At 33.5% G+C, this 18715-nt stretch carries 18 protein-coding genes and 5 tRNA genes; 19 read left to right on the top strand and 4 right to left on the bottom strand.

The features are described from left to right. Positions 1-172 precede the first annotated feature (172 nt). From spoIIE to EDD66_RS14340, 10 genes are all read left to right on the top strand, one after another. Complete coding sequence (spoIIE, locus tag EDD66_RS14385; protein WP_123610282.1) at positions 173-2497, top strand: stage II sporulation protein E; 2325 nt, start codon at positions 173-175, stop codon at positions 2495-2497. A gap of 86 nt (positions 2498-2583) precedes the next feature. Next, positions 2584-4008, top strand: a complete 1425-nt coding sequence (tilS, locus tag EDD66_RS14380) for a tRNA lysidine(34) synthetase TilS (protein WP_170164371.1) — start codon at positions 2584-2586, stop codon at positions 4006-4008. Next, positions 3992-4513: a hypoxanthine phosphoribosyltransferase gene (gene hpt / locus EDD66_RS14375; protein WP_123610280.1), complete on the top strand. Its 522-nt coding sequence runs from the start codon at positions 3992-3994 to the stop codon at positions 4511-4513. Before tilS ends, hpt begins: the two co-directional genes overlap by 17 nt. A 30-nt stretch (positions 4514-4543) precedes the next feature. Further along, on the top strand, positions 4544-6388 hold the full coding sequence (ftsH, locus tag EDD66_RS14370) for an ATP-dependent zinc metalloprotease FtsH (protein WP_123610381.1): 1845 nt from the start codon (positions 4544-4546) through the stop codon (positions 6386-6388). A gap of 477 nt (positions 6389-6865) precedes the next feature. Beyond that, complete coding sequence (locus tag EDD66_RS14365; RefSeq protein WP_123610279.1) at positions 6866-8944, top strand: glycoside hydrolase family 13 protein; 2079 nt, start codon at positions 6866-6868, stop codon at positions 8942-8944. Between the two features lie 362 nt (positions 8945-9306). Next, positions 9307-9388 (top strand) — tRNA-Tyr (locus EDD66_RS14360). 4 nt (positions 9389-9392) lie between these two features. Next, positions 9393-9478 (top strand) — tRNA-Leu (locus EDD66_RS14355). A gap of 50 nt (positions 9479-9528) precedes the next feature. Beyond that, a tRNA-Phe gene (locus EDD66_RS14350) sits at positions 9529-9601 on the top strand. Between the two features lie 12 nt (positions 9602-9613). After that, positions 9614-9684: transfer RNA gene (locus EDD66_RS14345), tRNA-Gly, on the top strand. Between the two features lie 189 nt (positions 9685-9873). Continuing rightward, a tRNA-Gly gene (locus EDD66_RS14340) sits at positions 9874-9945 on the top strand. Positions 9946-10274: 329 nt separating this feature from the next. Here EDD66_RS14340 and EDD66_RS14335 read toward each other — a convergent pair. Together EDD66_RS14335 and EDD66_RS14330 are read right to left on the bottom strand one after the other, a co-directional pair. Continuing rightward, the gene (locus tag EDD66_RS14335; RefSeq protein ID WP_123610278.1) at positions 10275-10832 is read right to left on the bottom strand and encodes a hypothetical protein; all 558 of its coding nucleotides are present in this window, start codon (positions 10830-10832) and stop codon (positions 10275-10277) included. A 139-nt stretch (positions 10833-10971) separates the two neighbouring features. Continuing rightward, a complete protein-coding gene (locus EDD66_RS14330; protein WP_123610277.1) occupies positions 10972-11238 on the bottom strand; it encodes a hypothetical protein in 267 nt (88 codons plus the stop codon). A gap of 325 nt (positions 11239-11563) precedes the next feature. Here EDD66_RS14330 and EDD66_RS14325 point away from each other — a divergent pair, with 325 nt between their 5' ends. The 5 genes from EDD66_RS14325 to EDD66_RS14305 all read left to right on the top strand — a co-directional run bounded on the left by EDD66_RS14325 (position 11564) and on the right by EDD66_RS14305 (position 14384). Continuing rightward, the gene (locus EDD66_RS14325; protein ID WP_123610276.1) at positions 11564-11833 is read left to right on the top strand and encodes a hypothetical protein; all 270 of its coding nucleotides are present in this window, start codon (positions 11564-11566) and stop codon (positions 11831-11833) included. A 152-nt stretch (positions 11834-11985) separates the two neighbouring features. After that, on the top strand, positions 11986-12201 hold the full coding sequence (locus tag EDD66_RS14320; RefSeq protein ID WP_123610275.1) for a hypothetical protein: 216 nt from the start codon (positions 11986-11988) through the stop codon (positions 12199-12201). Positions 12202-12379: 178 nt separating this feature from the next. Next, positions 12380-12928, top strand: coding sequence for a sigma-70 family RNA polymerase sigma factor (locus EDD66_RS14315; protein WP_123610274.1), 549 nt, complete (start codon positions 12380-12382; stop codon positions 12926-12928). A gap of 2 nt (positions 12929-12930) precedes the next feature. Then, entirely contained in the window at positions 12931-13599 is a 669-nt protein-coding gene (locus tag EDD66_RS14310; RefSeq protein WP_123610273.1) for a hypothetical protein, read from the top strand. A 212-nt stretch (positions 13600-13811) separates the two neighbouring features. After that, entirely contained in the window at positions 13812-14384 is a 573-nt protein-coding gene (locus tag EDD66_RS14305) for a histidine phosphatase family protein (protein WP_123610272.1), read from the top strand. 87 nt (positions 14385-14471) lie between these two features. On the opposite strand, the gene EDD66_RS14300 is transcribed toward EDD66_RS14305, so the two are convergent. Together EDD66_RS14300 and EDD66_RS14295 are read right to left on the bottom strand one after the other, a co-directional pair. Further along, entirely contained in the window at positions 14472-14933 is a 462-nt protein-coding gene (locus EDD66_RS14300) for a hypothetical protein (RefSeq protein WP_123610271.1), read from the bottom strand. Between the two features lie 11 nt (positions 14934-14944). Next, positions 14945-15193, bottom strand: a complete 249-nt coding sequence (locus EDD66_RS14295) for a hypothetical protein (protein ID WP_170164370.1) — start codon at positions 15191-15193, stop codon at positions 14945-14947. 430 nt (positions 15194-15623) lie between these two features. Here EDD66_RS14295 and EDD66_RS14290 point away from each other — a divergent pair, with 430 nt between their 5' ends. The 4 genes from EDD66_RS14290 to EDD66_RS14275 all read left to right on the top strand — a co-directional run bounded on the left by EDD66_RS14290 (position 15624) and on the right by EDD66_RS14275 (position 18612). Further along, positions 15624-16115 carry a hypothetical protein gene (locus EDD66_RS14290; RefSeq protein ID WP_123610269.1) on the top strand — a complete coding sequence of 164 codons (492 nt, stop codon included), beginning with the start codon at positions 15624-15626 and terminating at the stop codon, positions 16113-16115. Positions 16116-16120: 5 nt separating this feature from the next. Next, complete coding sequence (locus EDD66_RS14285; RefSeq protein ID WP_123610268.1) at positions 16121-16594, top strand: flavodoxin; 474 nt, start codon at positions 16121-16123, stop codon at positions 16592-16594. Positions 16595-16704: 110 nt separating this feature from the next. Next, positions 16705-17472 carry a MerR family transcriptional regulator gene (locus EDD66_RS14280; RefSeq protein WP_123610267.1) on the top strand — a complete coding sequence of 256 codons (768 nt, stop codon included), beginning with the start codon at positions 16705-16707 and terminating at the stop codon, positions 17470-17472. Positions 17473-17514: 42 nt separating this feature from the next. Continuing rightward, positions 17515-18612 carry a PfkB family carbohydrate kinase gene (locus EDD66_RS14275; RefSeq protein WP_123610266.1) on the top strand — a complete coding sequence of 366 codons (1098 nt, stop codon included), beginning with the start codon at positions 17515-17517 and terminating at the stop codon, positions 18610-18612. Positions 18613-18715: the final 103 nt, after the last annotated feature.

The raw sequence follows: 18715 nt of genomic DNA, 5'->3' as shown, positions 1-18715 counted from the left end.
GTTCCACTTGACTATCTTAAAAAAAGTTAGGTCCCTATATTCGATAGAATGACCTTTTTGAAGTAATTCTTGTCAAAAAGTTTTTGGAAATCAAATCTTAATTTTGACAAACATTTCAATACACCAACCATATAATACGGATTAAACCCAAAAAACAGGAGGAGTTATTGAAATGAAAGGAATGAATAAAAGAGCAATATTTATTAATCTAATTGCAGCCATCTTAGCAAGAGCTGTCTTTCTTAATATTAATCCGGTGGCAATCGGATATTTTGGAGCAGTATATTTAAATAAGTCCGGGAGATTTATATTATGTATAGCAACTTTGATTGGAATGACTACAGTAATGCCAATCGTTGATGTTGTAAAATATAGTATTATCATGCTTACAATTATGGTTGTTATCAGTCTGATAGAGAAGAAAGAGAAGAAATTACCAGTTCCGGTGATGGGCGGTATAGCTGGAATTATTACATCGACAATTACCTTGACGAAGGGATTTATGACGATAGATTTTAATTATTACGTTACCTTGGCAATATTGGAAGGAATTCTTGTATTTGCCCTTGTAGGAATTTTTCATAAAGGTGTTAATTATATCATGTATAGTAAGAAAGGTCAGACTATCGGTAACGAAGAGATGATCAGTGTGGGAATTATTTCTGCAATGATTGTATATGCCTTACCGGGTATTACGTGGTATGGTGTTTCTGTTGTCCAGACAGGTGCCTTTTTTGCAATCCTATTATTAGGGTACAAATATGGTGCCGGGGCAGGAGCAATTGCAGGTACCGGTTGCGGTATGGTAATTGGTCTGCAAAGGAACATGCTTGAAATCTCTATGTCCACAAATAATGATCTTCTAAGTATTATCGGTATGTTATGTATGCTGGGAATTCTGGTAGGTATGTTTCGTGGGACAGGCCGCCTTGGAACAGGATTAATGTATGGAGCTACAGGTATACTTTTAACATATATTGCAGAAGGAAATCTTTTGATCTCCAATGTTGGTGCGATTTCATCCAGTGTAATAATATTTATATTATTCCCAGGAAGTGTTATAAATAGAGTGAACAATTCCGAAATAGTATTGGGAGAAGAAATTTTTGCAAAGCAGAATTTGCAGCATATTGGGAAAGATAAATTGAGGGATTTTTCCGATTCCTTTAAAAAGTTATCCAGTACATTCCGTTCCATAGCGGATACCAAAATGGCACTTAGCCGAAGGGACATTAATCAGATTTTTGATGATTTATCAGACAAGCTTTGTAAAAACTGCGAAAACTGTGAAGTATGCTGGAAAAACGAATTTTATGACACGTATAAATCTGCCTTTTTAATGTTAAATTCCGCAGAACATAATGGTGCTGTATTGGAGAGGGACATCCCTGAATCATTTTCTAAAAGATGTATTTTTCTAAAAGATTTCATTTATGAAACAAATAAAGGCTTAGAACTTGCCAAGGTAAATCTTAACTGGCAGAATCGAATGGCAGAAAGCAGGGAAGCAATTGCCGGGCAGCTGCTTGAAGTATCCAATATTATAAATGATTTTTCCAGGGATCTATATGGAACGGTAGAGGTAAAAGACTCAAAAGAAACGTTGATTACCAAAACATTGCTCCTAAACCATATCGATGTAAAAAAAATTGCCATATTAGAAAAAAGAAATAAAAAGCAGGAAATCTATATTACAGCCACGACCAAAAGAGGGAGATGCATCACAACAAGAGAAGCAGCCAATATTATAAGTGAAGTTTTTGGAAAAAAAATGAGACCGGCAGATGGAACTAAGAATATAATATCAAGAGATACTGACACTTTTGTTTTCGTAGAAGAAACAACCTTTAAAACATTGACAGGAATGGCAAAAGCGACAAAAGAAAATGAGAAAATTTCTGGGGATAACTATTCCTTTATTCATCTTGGAAATGGAGAAATGATCATGACACTTTCCGATGGAATGGGAACAGGCGCCATGGCATGTGCTGAAAGTGAATCTGTCATAGAATTATTAGAGCAATTTATGGAGGCCGGGTTTCGAGAGGAATCCGCCATTAAATTGATTAATTCCATTCTTGTGTTAAAATCAGAAAAACAATCATTTTCCACAATAGATATGAGTATTATAAATTTATTTACGGGAATCTGCCAGTTTATTAAAATAGGAGCATCTACTACTTTTATTAAGAGAGAACACTGGGTGGAATCCATTAGTTCCACAAGTTTACCTGTAGGAGTATTTAATCAGGTTGATTTTGATGGGATCACAAAAAAGCTTTATGACGGTGATTTTATAATTATGGTCACAGATGGCGTACTTGATTGCATTATAGATCAGGACAAAGAAAAATTTATGGAAGATGTAATCATGAATATTACAAGCCAGAATCCACAGGAGATTGCTAATATTATATTAGACAAAGCAATTGAGCAGAATAATTATACTGCGGTAGATGATATGACAGTTATCGTGGCTGGAATATGGAAGAAATAATATTGTACATTTCTTTCGAAAGTTGATTGAAATTTTAAATAATGAGTTGTAAAATAGGGAAAGAATGTGAAAAATTAGGAGATACCATGATTAATAAAGTTTTAGATTATGTCAAAGAAAATAAGATGCTTAAGCCAGGTGACAAAGTTGTGCTTGGTGTTTCCGGGGGCGCTGATTCAGTCTGCCTTTTCTTTGCGTTTCTGGAAATAAAGAAAATATACGATCTGGAACTTTATGTAGCTCATGTAAATCATGGCATGCGTGGCATTGATGCCAGGAAAGATGCTATATATGTTGAGGAATTGTGTAAAAGTCACGGGATTCAATTTATCCTTGTGAATGAGAATGTAACAGAAATAGCAAAAAGAGAAAGCATTTCTTTAGAGGAGGCGGGAAGAAATGTCCGTTATGATGCCTTTAATAATATTTTAAGAAGATTTGGAGCCAATAAAATAGCCATTGCCCATAATAGTGATGATCTTGCTGAAACTGTATTATTTAATTTATTTCGGGGAACCGGACTAAAAGGACTTGCAGGAATCAGTCCGGTAAGGGATAATATTATAAGGCCCTTGCTATGCGTAAGCCGTAAACAGATAGAGGAATATCTTGATGAAAGAAATATTACTTATTGCACGGATCTTACTAATCTGGAAACAGATTATACCAGGAATAAGATTCGTCTAAAAGTTTTACCATATATTTCAGAAAATATAAATGAGAATGTAAAAGAACATATTGTTCAGACTTCGGTAATGATTGATGAAACTTTATCATATATTGAAACGAACGCATATGATTGCTTCAAGAAGATTGTGAAAGAAAAAGATGGGCAATACTCTATTCATATGGATGGATTTCGTGCCGAAAATATTGTGATACAAAAAATGATCATTCGAAAAGTCATTGAATGTTTGGCTGGGAAATTAAAAGATATTACCAGCGAACATGTTAATATGGTACTTTCTTTGATTCACAGGGAAACAGGGAAAAGAGTAAATCTTCCATATTCCATTGTCGCAAAGAGGGGTTACGAAGAGATATTTATTTTTATAGGATCAAAGACAAACGATGTGCCAGGAGAGGAAAATAGAAAAATTCTGAATATCAAAGAAATTGTAATACCTGGAAACTATTTCCTGGAAGATAGAAACCTGAACATTGAATTTCGCCTTATGAATTATAAAAAAAATCTTATTATTCCCCAAAATGGGTGTACGAAATGGTTCGATTATGATAAAATAAACAATACTGTTTCCTTACGGACGAGAAAAGAAGGGGATTATCTTCAAATTGACCACAAAGGAAGTAAAAAGAAATTAAAAGCCTTTTTTATTGATCAGAAGATTCCAAGAGAAGAAAGAGATGAAATTCTTTTATTGGCAGATGGCAGCCACATTATGTGGATAGTTGGAGAAAGAATCAGTGAGGCTTATAAAATTGATGAAAATACCAAGAATATACTAATGGTGAAACTATATGGAGGAAATGAAAATGGAGCACAAGATTAAAGTATTAGTTTCTGAAGAAGAAATTAGTGCAAAGGTAAGGGAATTAGGAGCAATAATCAGCAAAGATTATGAGGGAAAAGATGTACATTTGATATGTGTATTAAAAGGTGGCATCTTTTTTACCTGTGATTTAGCTAAGAGAATTTCTGCTCCTGTTACACTTGACTTTATGTCAGTATCCAGTTATGGAGACGAAACAGTAAGTTCAGGCCGTGTAAAGATAGTGAAAGACCTGGATGATCCAATAGAAGGAAAAGATGTTCTGATCGTTGAAGATATTATTGATTCGGGAAGAACACTAAGTTTTCTGATTGATATGTTAAAGAGCAGAAAACCGGCAAGTATTAAATTATGTACTTTGCTTGATAAACCAGAAAGACGGGTAACAGACGTAGAAGTAGATTATGTTGGATTCAATATTCCAGATGAATTCGTTGTGGGATATGGGTTAGATTATGTGCAAAAATATAGAAATTTGCCATATATAGGGGTAATTGAAGGATAATTGAGAGGAGGTTTTTCATTGAAAAAACAGATGAAAGGATTAGGTTTTTACGCGATTATAATAGGCATCATTATCCTGGCGACTTTAACAAACCAATTTGATATTATAAATTCTAAGGATTATAATAAGACAGATTTCATGGCTGATTTAAAGAAAGACAATATTGAAAGTATTGATATTTATCAAAATGAAGAAGTCCCTACTGGTAAAATAGAGGTTGTCTTTAAGGATGATACGAAAGAAGGATTTTACATCGCTGATGTAAAAGATGTGGAAAATGACATTAAAGAGGCCGGCAAGGAATATACCATGCATGATATTAATAAACCAAGCTGGATTCTTACTACTTTGATTCCAATTGTATTAGGATTTATTATTGTCATACTGCTATTTTCATTCTTAATGAATCAAGGAGCGGCAAGCGGCGGTAATAGTAAGGTCATGAACTTTGGTAAAAGCCGGGCTAAGATGACTACAGATGAGAATAAAAAGACCACTTTTAAAAATGTTGCCGGGCTTGAGGAAGAAAAAGAGGAATTAAAAGAAATTGTTGATTTTTTAAAAAGTCCTAAGAAGTATATGATGGTTGGAGCAAGAATTCCCAAAGGTGTTTTACTTGTGGGACCTCCGGGGACTGGTAAGACATTACTTGCGAAAGCTGTTGCAGGAGAAGCAGGAGTACCATTTTTTAGTATTTCCGGGTCTGACTTTGTAGAAATGTTTGTTGGTGTAGGTGCTTCCAGAGTAAGAGATTTATTTGAAGAAGCAAAGAAAAATTCACCATGTATCGTATTTATTGATGAAATTGATGCAGTTGCAAGACGTAGAGGCACCGGTATGGGTGGCGGACACGATGAAAGAGAACAGACATTGAATCAATTACTTGTTGAGATGGATGGTTTCGGAGCCAATGAAGGAATTATAGTCATGGCAGCCACGAACCGTGTTGATATTTTAGATCCTGCAATTTTGCGACCAGGTCGTTTTGATAGAAAGGTTACGGTAGGCCGACCAGATATCAAAGGGCGGGAAGAAATTCTTCAAGTACATGCAAAAGGCAAGCCATTAGCAGAAGATGTTGATTTAAGACAAATTGCTCAAACGACTGCCGGATTTACCGGTGCAGATCTAGAGAATCTATTGAATGAATCTGCTATTTTAGCAGCCAGAAATAATAGAAATTATATTTTACAGGAAGATATCAGACATTCATTTATTAAAGTGGGAATTGGTGCGGAGAAAAAGAGCCGTGTCATTTCTGAAAAAGACAAGAAGATTACAGCTTTTCATGAAGCTGGTCATGCAATTTTATTCCACATACTTCCTGATGTAGGACCTGTATATACGGTATCTATTATTCCTACAGGAACCGGAGCAGCAGGTTATACAATGCCTCTTCCAGAAAAAGATGATATGTTTAATACAAAGGGAAAAATGCGTCAGGATATCATTGTCAGCCTTGGTGGCAGAATAGCCGAGGAATTAGTGTTTGATGATATCACCACTGGTGCTTCACAGGATATTAAGGTAGCAACAAAAACAGCCCGTGCTATGGTCACTCAATATGGATTCTCAAATTCCATAGGTTTAGTAAATTATGGGAATGAGGATGATGAAGTGTTTATCGGTAGAGATCTTGCTCATACAAGAAGCTATAGTGAGGGAATTGCTAAAACAATCGATGATGAAGTAAAACAAATTATAGATTCTTGTTATGAAGAAGCTAAAAAGATTCTTACCAAATATGATAAAATTCTTCATAAATGTGCTGATTTATTGATCCAAAAGGAAAAGATAACCAGAGAAGAGTTTGAAGCGTTATTTAATGAGGAGAATGAACCGGATCATATCGACAATGTAGTTTTAGATATTTAATTTAGGAAAAATTGTTAAAATCTAAAATGTATTTAAAAATCAAGGGTGTTTTGGGAGGTTTTTCAGTATTTGACTTCGACATAAGAGGACAAAGTTGTTAAAACGAACAAAAAAAAATAAAAAAATTGTTGATGTTTGTGCACACTTATTTATCGCATGGTGTTATAATAACTCATGTAAACCCCAATACATTATATAGTTTTTGCTACACCCCATAAGTAACAAAAATACCTTCTCCAAAAAAGGACGGCAGATCGGATGGCCGTCCTTTTTTATGCGTAAAAACCTGTCTCTTTCTGTAATATGAAATTATTAAGTATTAAAAGTTTTTATTATATAATATAATTAATCTGTTAGGGTACAAATGTATAGAGGTACTTTGTATATCTAATAATTAATTAAATGGCATTTTCACAATGAAATTTACGCCAAATGAAATTAAGCCAGCTTAATTTTTGATGGTTTGGAGGATAAAGTATGAATTATGACCGATCTAATGAATATCTGTATATAGATGATTATAGGTCCCCCTTAAATTTAAGGGCTCTTTTTAGCGATACATCAAAGGAATTTTGTTCTGCCGCGTATTCTGGCAGTACTCAATTAGTTGCATTTCGTTTTCGAACTGGAAAAGATAATGTAGAAAGAGTTCATATAATTATAAATGGTGTTAGACAGCTTATGGAGAAAGATTCCGGGGATAAATTATTTGATTATTATTTTCTGGAGATACCTCAGGGGAAGGAAGAGGTTAATTATTACTTTGAAATAAACTCAGGTGAAGTTATTGTTTTTTATAATCATATGGGTGCGTCAATGGAATTGCAAAGTGATTATAACTTTATATTCTTTCCGGAGTTTCAGATACCAAAATGGGCAAAAGGAGCAGTATTCTATCAAATCTATGTAGACCGTTTCTTTAATGGAGACCCTGATAATGATGTGGTTGACAGGGAATATCATTACATTGGAGATAAAATCAAAAAAGTTACTGATTGGAATAAGTATCCTGATGTTATGGGAGTAAGAGAGTTCTATGGAGGAGATCTCCTGGGGGTTATGAATAAACTGGATTATTTGCAGTTTTTAGGGATAGACGCAATTTATTTTAATCCAATCTTTGTTTCTCCTTCCAATCATAAATATGATATTCAGGACTATGATTATGTAGATCCTCATTTTGGGGAGATAGTAACGAAAGAGGGCAATCCGCTTCCACAGGATGAATACAATAATGGGCAGGCATCTTTATATATTAACAGAGTCACAAAGAAAGAAAATCTGGAAGCCAGTAATAAGCTATTCATTAGACTTGTAGAAGAAGCACATGCTCGCGGTATTAAAGTAATTCTGGATGGGGTATTTAATCATTGCGGCTCTTTTAATAAGTGGCTGGACCGTGAAAGAATATATGAGGGACAGGAAGGCTATGAAAAAGGTGCATATATCCATGGAGATAGCCCTTATCGCTCTTATTTTAAGTTTAGAGAGGATAAATGGCCTTATAATGGAAGTTATGATGGCTGGTGGGGACATGATACCCTTCCTAAGCTAAATTACGAGGAATCCGAAAGATTATATAACTATATGATGTATATTGCCAGGAAGTGGGTGTCACCACCTTTTAATGCAGATGGCTGGCGATTAGATGTTGCTGCTGATTTAGGACAGTCTAATGAATTTAATCATATATTCTGGAAAGATTTCCGCAAGAATGTAAAAGAAGCAAATCCCAACGCCATAATCATAGCAGAACATTATGGAAATCCCAACTCCTGGCTAAAAGGAGATGAATGGGACACAGTAATGAATTATGATGCCTTTATGGAACCTGTATCTTGGTTTTTAACAGGAATGGAGAAGCATAGTGACGAATTTAAAGAAGATTTATTAGGTAATTCAGAATATTTTATCTGGGCCATGAATCATAACATGTCTAAGTTTGGGAGGGCATCCCTGGAAATATCCATGAATGAAATATCTAATCATGACCATTCTAGATTTTTGACAAGAACCAACGGCAGAGCAGGGCGGACCAATTCTCTTGGTCCAAAGGCAGCAGAGGAAAATGTAAGCAAAGGTATCTTAAAGGAAGCAGTAATCCTTCAAATGACCTGGCCGGGTGCTCCTACCATTTATTATGGGGATGAAGCCGGTTTATGCGGCTGGACAGATCCTGATAATCGAAGGACGTATCCATGGGGCAGAGAAGATACGGATTTAATAAATTTCCATAAAGATATCATAGGCATTCATAAAAGTTTTGAGGCACTAAAGACAGGTGCTCTTAAGTTTCTCGCCCACCAATATAATTTTATCAGTTATGGACGTTTTGATCATAAAGATAAGATAGTGGCGGCAATTAATAATAACCATCATGAAATAACAGTAACCATACCTGTATGGGAAATTGGCATTGGAGATGGAGAGAATATGGTTCGACTTATAAAAACCAATGAAATTGGATATGATCTTAGTGAAGAATTATACACAGTAGAAGGCGGAAAAATAGTAATTACTATGGAATCAGTAAGTGGTGTTATATTAAAAATATGATGAAAGAAATCATTACAGTTCAGCCCTAAACTCGATTACGCGTTGCTACATCTCGCTTAGGCAGAGCGCCATATAGAAAATAGTACACAAATTGCCCTTAGTGTGCAAGGACCCATGTGGAAGTTGAACCCCTTTTTCATTACAGTTCAGCCCTAAACTCGATTACGCGTTGCTACATCTCGCTTAGGCAGAGCGCCATATAGAAAGTAGTACACAAATTGCCCTTAGTGTGCAAGCACCCACATGCAATTTGTACACTATTTTCTGCATGGCTGAACTGTAATAAAAAAATAAAAAAATGTGCTAATTTCACTTGCAATTTAGAAAATATCTGTTATAATATTACCTTGTCAAGACAATTTGGATGGGTTCCCGAGTGGCCAAAGGGGGCAGACTGTAAATCTGTTAGCTACGCTTTCGAAGGTTCGAATCCTTCTCCATCCACTTTGCCGGCGTGGCGGAACTGGCAGACGCACAGGACTTAAAATCCTGCGGGCCTAATCGCCCGTACCGGTTCGATTCCGGTCGCCGGCATTGTTATTAGGTTCTCTTATTATCTGACAGATGATAAAGAAACACCACCTGCCCAGATAGCTCAGTTGGTAGAGCAGAGGACTGAAAATCCTCGTGTCGCTGGTTCGATTCCGGCTTTGGGCACGTATCATTTATGCGGGTGTAGTTCAATGGTAGAACACTAGCCTTCCAAGCTAGATACGTGGGTTCGATTCCCATCACCCGCTTCCTTTGAACACTTAATGAAAGTGAGGCAAGGCCAAAGCTTGAATTTAGTGAGAATGGACATCTCAAACCTTAATGAGAACGAGAGTAACGAAGTTCGAGTTTAGTTGAGAGATGTAAGGCAGTAACAAGTACCGATACTTGGCAAAGTATTCTAAAGCCTGGTAGAGGGACGTTTAAATTTTATATCTGCACGAGTGGCTCAGTGGTGGAGTATCGCCTTGCCAAGGCGAGGGTCGCGGGTTCGAATCCCGTCTCGTGCTTTGTTTAAAGCTTTAATTTTAGAGGGTTTCGAGGTCCAGTCGAAATCCTCTTTTCATTTTTTCTAAAGTTTTTATATTCTTTATGATACTTTATTACATTCAATTCTATTTTTAGATGTCGTATAACTTTTGCAGAGTAGTGATTATAGTAGGGCACAGTATACATAAGGATGGCAACATTACATCTGCTAGTGGAAGAAAATATGGTGGAGTGAATGAGTATAATTAAGAATTAGCAACTTATGTAATAAAATATTTAAAATAACTGGGGCATGATAGTAGAAAAGTAAGACAAACCCCACTACTTAATTAAGGTGGTGGGGTGATTTTTATGGTAATAAAGAATAAGTTGAATTTTTTAATAAATATAATAATATACTATTATATTCTATTTGTTGTATGTTAGATTTAAATAATTTTATGTCACTTTTTTTAGATAGCGATACATAATCTATTTCTGTAATAATTATATAGTTATCAAAAATAGAATTTATAAATCCAAAAATTTTATCATCATTACTAACAAAACCTGTTAATAACTTATTATTACACTGATATTTTAAAATATAATCTATTAAATTATTGGTAGATTCATATTTTATATTATCAATACTTAATGAATTAAATGCATTTTCATCTTGTAATATTTTTACGAAATTCTTAATCATTTCAAGATAATCATCATCAGATGAGATAATATTACTAATCATGTTTAAATTAATTAACGAATATGATAAAAATCTCCCATAATGATCAACTAATTTAGTCATACAAAAATTATCGTCGTACGTTAGAATATATCCAACATCAAATTTTTCTTCATCTTCTTCATCAAAACCTGTATATATTTCAATTAAATCATTAGGACTAAATTCAGATAAATTCAAAATAAGAATACCACCTTTTTAATTTGAAGCTGAATTTTGAATAATTTAGCTATTCATGTTTTATAATATATAGTTTATACAATAAAGTAGAATCTTTTATACGTATAATAAACTATTTATATATAGAAATCAATATCATTTAACATTTTTTCTTTTGTTTGGATTTGAATCCCAATTTTTGCTGCTTTTTTTCAGTTTCACGGCCAGGTCTAGGTTTAGTATGTTTATCACTGGTACTATTTCTGGCATTTTTCGTATGTTCTTTAAAATAACTAACCGCTTTTTCAGCAACCTTAGTAGGAGGAAGTATGATTCCAGTAGAATAACTTATAAAACTAGTATCTTTAGCATAAACTGTACTGCCATTAGACATAGGACTGGCTAACGTAAGCATTGCAATAAGCAAATAATTTAATTTTTGATTTTTTCATTTACATTTACCCCTATATTTCCTTTTTTAGACTTTATTACCATATAATTAACGATATAAACCAAATAATGTCTAATGTAAAGAGAAAAATGGAAATTGATATTATATTATTTATTTATTTTGGTCAGTTGTAAAATAAGATGCCAGTTTGTACGGCAAGATGCAATGTTTGTAACTACCAACTGAATATTTGTAAACAAAACGCAGTTTTCTAACGTTTTTGTAAACGAAACGCCAGTTTTGTAACCAAAATGCAGTTTGATTTTTATTCCATTTTGTCGTATTATACTTATAAGACTGCATGCCAAAGGGAGGTCAACTCCCTCTCGAATTTCTTGGTTTTAACGAGTGTCCCAGCAAATTACTTGGATTTAAAGCGTGGCATAACAACTATGTTGTTTTAATAGATGGTATAAAATATTATGGAAGAGTAGGCGGAAGCATTGATACAAACTATCATGCAACCTTTTTTGTTGTTAATGATGAAGAACATGATTATATTGAAAATCGCCTAAATAAAAGAACAAGTCAAATATTAGATGCATTTGGAGATAGTACGTATAACAACTAATATATGTAAATTTATCCAATGAATATATATTGATGTTAAACGGTTTATACACTCATTTATGTTAATCGGTACATCAATTTTTAGTATAGGACCAGTGTATTTACTAAGAGATAAAAAATAAGCAAGAATATTATTAGTTGGAGGCAGGTATTTTGAAAATAATAAAGAATGTAATTAAAAATGAATTACGTTTGCTAGGGTTTTTAGTATTTCAAGAAATCATTCGATTACTGATGAAAGCAGGAGCGCATTTAGCTATTGATTTAAAACAATCAATAATAATGTTTATAATTGTGGCAATATCATCTGTTATACAACAAATAATAAAAGAAACATATATTAAAAATCATGACAACCGTAAAAGATGAACGAAATCCCTCGACTTGGAGGGATTTTTTTGTGCTTGAAATAAACACTTTCTACAGAACTAAATTTAATAAATTTTAATAAAGTGTCAGGAATAGATGAAAACATACGTATTAACATATGTACAAAGAAATAGTAGTTGCTCCTAAATTTAGCAGACCTTAAGAAAGGAGGTAATAAATGAAAATTAAAGAAAATAATTTTATGCAGGAATTACGGGAGGGAAATGAAGATGCGCTTTCCTATGTAATTATTAAGTATGGTGGGCTAGTAATGTCGATTATACAAAAGCACTTGTATTTAATGAAAGACAAACAGGAAGAATGTTTTGATGATATTTTTATTAATGTTTGGATTCATATTGAAAACTATGATGAGACACAAACGGAGTTTAAAAATTGGATTGCTGGTGTTGCCAGAAATCGAGCGATTGACTATCTGAGAAAATATAAACGAGAAATCGAAGAATTAAACTTTGAAGAAGAATCAATCAAACTTATCTATGAGGATACGCTTTCATTGGTGGAGAACGAAATATCACAGGAAACAGAGAAAATGCTTAGCTGCTTGTCGAAAAAAGACCGAGAATTATTACAAAAAATATATATGGAAGAAATTCCGGTAGACATACTTAGCCAGAAAACAGGAATGAGTAAAAATCTTATTTATAAGAGAGTATCCCGTAGTAAGCAAAAAATTAGAAGAATTTATTTTGGAAAGGAAGGATAACTATGGAGAAAGGTATTTATGACATTTTGAATCGTGTAGATACAAATTTTGAAGAATATAAAGAAATTAAATTATCAGATTATGAGAATAAAATAAATTCCAAAAGAATTCTTGCTAAAATCAATAGAAGGCAGGATAAGTATAATATGAGATCATGGGGAACACTGAAAAAGATAGCAGTAGCAAGTATGATAGCGGTTATTTGCATGACTTTTGCAACAACAATCTCATTTGCATCAGAAGGAAGACTTTTCAATTATTTGTATACATTTTTTAATGGCAGCGGAATTACACAGGAGTATGATGAGCAAACAGGAGTCGGAAAGGTGACAATAGAGATGAATGCAACTGAAAATCCACCTGTTAAACTGGATGGAGGAAAATTGTACTTTATTGCAGATGGAAGTGAAACAGACATTACAAAACAGATTTCTAATAGAGTGCCTTATATTGGTGAATATATGGATGAACAGAATGTGATTCACAAATTTATTATTGGAGGAGAGCCAGTAGAAGAATGTTATGGATATGAAGAAAATCTTTTTGATGGTAATGGGATGTTCATAGGGGCATCAGGTTATTATGGCAGTAAAGTTGAAGGTATTGGTAGTGATGATGAACCCGAATGGTTAGTGGCGGGAAGAAATAAGATTGGAAGAGACGGATATTAAGTCGCCAAAACTCTATACTACCTCCAATTGACTTCCTTTATTAGGAAAAGTATAATTGATTACGTAGAGACAAATTAATCTGTATATTATCTTAATCCAGAGGGAATAACCATGTTAAAATACAATTGAATCCATTTACGCAATGAAATTGAAAAAGTCGAATCATTATCTGATGGAATTGAAAAAAATGTTTGTTTATGGAGGTCATTTATATGACAAGAATATATTTTGTTCGTCATGCACAGCCAATACACAGCTGGCAGGAAGATTCAACCCGCCCTCTTACAAAAGAGGGAATTACAGATAGTAAAAAGGTAGTTGAAACCCTTGCAAATATAAAATTAGATTACTGTGTATCCAGTCCTTATAAACGGAGTCTGGATACCATTAAAGAATGTGCTAAGAGCCATGGATTAGAAATACATACAGATTATCGTTATAGAGAACGTGAATGTGGTAATAAAAATACCCGTGAGATGATAATAAAGCGTTGGTTAGACTTTGATTTTCATGAAGAAGGTGGCGAATCCCTTAATATGGTTCAGAACAGGAACATGGAAGGAGTTACTGAATTATTATTAGAACATGAAAATGAGAATATACTATTTGGAACTCATGGAACTGCCCTTAGTACCATATTGAATTATTATGACAGTACTTACAATTTTGATAGTTTTTGGAGAATAATTGACTTCATGCCATACATAGTCTGCCTTGAATTTGACGGAACAGAATGCTTAGGGAAAAAGGAAATGTTGATTATAAAAAAGGATTTTAAAGATTAATACAGTATTTACAGGGCTGCCGCACTAATGATTTAATGGGACAGCCCTGCCTTTTTTATCTGAATAATATTTACTGAGGAATATTTTTTACTTTATATAATCCTTCACCTCATATACAATATCTGTTTCTTTATATTCTAATTTATATGTCCATTCCTGAAAATCTTTATTGCTGCGAGAAACAAAAGAATGATTTTCTCCTTTCGGACTATTCTGAAATATTAACCCCAGCTCAAGAAAGGTACCATTTGTCTTTCTTTTCTGTCTTTTCATAAGACACTCATCTAAATTTTCCTGTTCAATCACTTTCATAAAATAGAGCATAATTTCTTCTGCTCCCTTAAAATCTATTTCTTTCTTTGTATAGATAATTATGTCATGATGAGGTCCTACTGCAGATGTCTCCAACTTTTTTATAATTGGATACTGGTTTTTAATATCTCTTGTAAAATCACTCCAGCACTTATCGTATGTAACTGCCTTATAAGCTGCATATGGCAGTATTATACATAAAATAAACAGTATTATAAAAGTAAATAATTTTTTCATAACTTCCTCCGTTACTTTTTCGTGAAGAATACAATTGCTTTATACAGGTTTTCACCGTCCACATAGTCATCCACATCAATATATGCATATCCGCCCCAGGATGAAACTTTCATCTCTTTATTTACAAAATATAGGTCTACTGATATTTCTCTTGACTTTGCAAAATTAACAACACCTTTGGTATAATGAGAAAGTTGCCATACTCCCAACGGCTGGCTGCCTATTCTTTTTGGAGTCACATATTTATACATTTCATTCATATGTTTTTTAAAATCTTCTTTCGTTATAGTAATTGTATCATAGGAATACAATCCAGTCTATTTTTCTACTGTCAGTCCATCCGTCTTTATCTGTATCTACCGTACTATTCCGGTTTGGTACTCTGCTTAGGGTTATGGTTGTCAATCCCGTTCCTCCCATCAAAAGTTGAATTATACAATTACATATTATCATGTGAAAGGGCACACTCTTTTGTGATGCAGAGAATAGACCTTATATATGCCGATTGACTTACTATATTTAGAAATATATAATTAGATAGATTGTAAATTTCTAAATATACAATAAATGGGATGAATTGAGGGGGAAATGAAATGAAAAATAGAGTTCGTAAGATCTGTGATCTGCTTATTGGAATTTTATGTATAATCACAGTAATTGCCGGCTATTATAAGGATGTTACATATATATATGGGAGAGTATTGTTTTATATCGGGAATGCTCACTGGTGCTGTTTTTCTGTTTTCCTTTGTTTATAAGGTACATGATAAAAAGGAATTGCCAGTATGGTTATATTTTGATTGTATGATTTCACTTCTGGTTATTTTAATAGCAACAGTATTAATTGGTTTAAATTTAGAAGGCGCATTTTGGTTTATACATATTATTAACCCGATCATTGTATTTTTATATTGGTGTTTTTTCTGTAATCATCAGAATATTTCTAACCCGGCATTGATTGCAACGGATATTATTTTTCCATTGTGTTATTTATTCTTTGCATTTATATTGAGGGGAATATGGGGAATTACTCCTTTCCCTGCAAGTATGATTTTTGAAATGGGAAGTATAGAAAATGTTCTATTAGCAATGGCTGCTTTGTTAGTGATTTTTTTGATTTTGGGATATGTACTGCATTTGGCAAATTGGTTTATTTATAAAAGATTTTATGAAAGGAAATAGCATATATGAGCAATATACTGATTGTTTATTATTCACTGTTTGAAAACACAAAGAATTTAGCATTAGAAATAGCAGAACAAACGGGAGGTACTATAAGAGAATTAATTCCTGATAAGCATTATTCCTTTGACTATAATACGGCGGCTAAAGAAATAAGAAATGAGATTTCCAGAGGATTCTGCCCTAAGCTAATAACTGGAAATGAGCCGATAGATGATTATCAAACGATCTTTATAGGGACACCTAATTGGTTTAAAACATTAGCCCCGCCAGTTATGAGTTTTCTTAGACAACATAATTTTACAGGAAAAACAATAATTCCATTTTGTACCCATGGAGGGGGCGGATTTTGTCAAATTGAAAATGATATATCCAAAGAATGCATACAATCCACAATTTTACCGGGTATTGCTGTGGGCGGTACTGTTGTATCGGAAGAGGTTACAAATTGGCTTAAGACAATTGGATATGTTATTTAGCAGATAAATTTATCGTTAAAAAAATATATTCATCCTCCCTAAAAGCAAAAAACACTTGACTGTAAAGTTACTTTATACCGTACACTTCCCTTAAGAAGGGGGTTTTTGATATGAAAATCAAAGATGTGGAAGAAATAACAAAACTAACCAGGGCAAACATTCGTTTTTATGAGCAAAAAGGACTATTAAAGCCAGGAAGAGAAGAAAACAATTACAAGGAATATACAGAGGAAGATGTTATCACTCTTAAGAAAATTGTTCTTTTACGTAAGCTGGATATATCCATTGAAAATATTCAATTGATTTTGGATGGGAAAAAAACATTACTGGAAGTATTGCAGAGTACACAAATTGATCTAATGAAGCAGATAGCGGAATTGAATGGTGCATTGGAAATGTGCAATTGTATGCAGGAAAAAGAAGAAACAATCGAGCATATGGATACAGAGTATTATTTGAACATGATCATGCATAAAGAAGAAGAGGGTAAAAAGTTCAAAAATTTGATGGAAGATATCTTTGAAGATTACCAGACTAATCTATTGGAAAAAATCTATGGTCAGCGTCTGGGGAAGAGCTTATTCATTGTTTTGGGATTATCTTGCATTTGTTTTGTAATAATAAATCAGTACATACTTCATACTGAGGACTCTGTACTGTTTGATTTTCTTATGCCATTGATTGTATTTATGATAATATCAGCTATTTATTTCTTAATTAAAATAATTGGGATCAAGAGCAAGAAACTTGCAAAAGAATTATCAAAGATCATTATGGGAGTTTCCATTTTGATTACCATAATTATAGGCATATTGATACTTGTAACCATTTTTGATAAATTAGGAATACATCTATTTGGAATTTGGGTTAATCACTAATTACATGAGTATTTACCCTGCATCCCCAATATGGAGGAGAATATGACAGAAAGAGAACTGGAAATTTTAAAGATAATAAAGCAGCAGCCTTTGATATCTCAAAACGAACTTGCAGATATGCTTGGTATTACCCGCTCTGGTGTTGCAGCCCACATTCATAACCTAACAAAAAAGGGATATATCAAAGGGAAAGGATATATTTTAAGTGAACCTTGCTTTGTCACTGTAGTAGGCGGGGTGAATATGGATATATTTGGTAGTGCAAAGGATAAAATTATTCGAGACAATTCTAATCCGGGTAAAATCGTCCATTTGTTAGGAGGAGCAGGCCGTAACATGGCGCTTACACTAACGAAATTAGATATTCCTAACTATTTTATTTCTGTTTTTGGAGATGATTTAAATGGAAGGAAATTTCAGGATGATGCAAAAGAGAATAATATGGATATTCAATACTGCAAAATGATCAAGGGAGAAGCAACCTCTTCCTTTCTCTATATCAATGATATCAGTGGAAGAAGAATTACTGGAATTGACGATATGAATATATATAATCAAATGACGCCGGCTTTCATTGAAAAAAATTTAGACCGAATTAATCATGCTGAATTTTGTGTCATTGATACCAATCTACCCAATGATACCATTAACTATATTTGTGAAAAGGTGACTTCTCCCCTCATTGTGAAAACTGTTTCATTAAACAAAAATGATCGTCTTATAAAGAATCTTGATAAGATTGAGATTTTAGTAACGACCAGAAGAGAATTATCCCATATGATATCCTATTTAAATGAAACATTCACTTCCATTGATCAGGGGGTTGATCTTTTATTGAATAAAGGAGTGAAAAACATTATTGTTTTTTCTGCCAAAGAAGGGCTTTTCTTTAAAAATGCCAACAGTAAATACCATTATAATATTGAATTACCTCATATCATCAATACAAATGGTGGCAGTGCCACATTAACAGGTACGTTAGTCTGGTGCTTACAAAACAATATGAAATGGACAGATACCTTAAAATATGCTTACACTGCCGCTATAATTTCCATGGAGTCACAAGAGGCAGTAAATCCAGAACTATCCCAGGAATCTCTTTTTAAGAGAAAACAATTATATTTTAAAAATGAGTCATGAACAATAAGAAAGGGGCTGTAAAAAAACGGCCATAAAGAACGGCCATAGTAACACCAGACGGTGAAGCTATGGCTGTTCTCGATTTATTTACAAGATTATATCT

It is taken from the genome of Mobilisporobacter senegalensis (assembly GCF_003752155.1).
Lineage (GTDB): Bacteria > Bacillota > Clostridia > Lachnospirales > Lachnospiraceae > Mobilisporobacter > Mobilisporobacter senegalensis.
The sequence above is the reverse complement of the archived record's forward strand: the minus strand, read 5'-3'. Positions and strand labels throughout refer to the sequence as shown.

What these genes read in the sequence shown, in the direction of transcription:
- spoIIE (WP_123610282.1), top strand. Translation starts at nt 173, where the DNA reads ATGAAAGGAATGAATAAAAGAGCAATATTTATTAATCTAATTGCAGCC.
- tilS (WP_170164371.1), top strand. Translation starts at nt 2,584, where the DNA reads ATGATTAATAAAGTTTTAGATTATGTCAAAGAAAATAAGATGCTTAAG.
- hpt (WP_123610280.1), top strand. Translation starts at nt 3,992, where the DNA reads ATGGAGCACAAGATTAAAGTATTAGTTTCTGAAGAAGAAATTAGTGCA.
- ftsH (WP_123610381.1), top strand. Translation starts at nt 4,544, where the DNA reads ATGAAAGGATTAGGTTTTTACGCGATTATAATAGGCATCATTATCCTG.
- EDD66_RS14365 (WP_123610279.1), top strand. Translation starts at nt 6,866, where the DNA reads ATGAATTATGACCGATCTAATGAATATCTGTATATAGATGATTATAGG.
- EDD66_RS14325 (WP_123610276.1), top strand. Translation starts at nt 11,564, where the DNA reads ATGCCAAAGGGAGGTCAACTCCCTCTCGAATTTCTTGGTTTTAACGAG.
- EDD66_RS14315 (WP_123610274.1), top strand. Translation starts at nt 12,380, where the DNA reads ATGAAAATTAAAGAAAATAATTTTATGCAGGAATTACGGGAGGGAAAT.
- EDD66_RS14310 (WP_123610273.1), top strand. Translation starts at nt 12,931, where the DNA reads ATGGAGAAAGGTATTTATGACATTTTGAATCGTGTAGATACAAATTTT.
- EDD66_RS14305 (WP_123610272.1), top strand. Translation starts at nt 13,812, where the DNA reads ATGACAAGAATATATTTTGTTCGTCATGCACAGCCAATACACAGCTGG.
- EDD66_RS14300 (WP_123610271.1), bottom strand. Translation starts at nt 14,933, where the DNA reads ATGAAAAAATTATTTACTTTTATAATACTGTTTATTTTATGTATAATA.
- EDD66_RS14295 (WP_170164370.1), bottom strand. Translation starts at nt 15,193, where the DNA reads ATGAATGAAATGTATAAATATGTGACTCCAAAAAGAATAGGCAGCCAG.
- EDD66_RS14290 (WP_123610269.1), top strand. Translation starts at nt 15,624, where the DNA reads ATGGGAGAGTATTGTTTTATATCGGGAATGCTCACTGGTGCTGTTTTT.
- EDD66_RS14285 (WP_123610268.1), top strand. Translation starts at nt 16,121, where the DNA reads ATGAGCAATATACTGATTGTTTATTATTCACTGTTTGAAAACACAAAG.
- EDD66_RS14280 (WP_123610267.1), top strand. Translation starts at nt 16,705, where the DNA reads ATGAAAATCAAAGATGTGGAAGAAATAACAAAACTAACCAGGGCAAAC.
- EDD66_RS14275 (WP_123610266.1), top strand. Translation starts at nt 17,515, where the DNA reads ATGACAGAAAGAGAACTGGAAATTTTAAAGATAATAAAGCAGCAGCCT.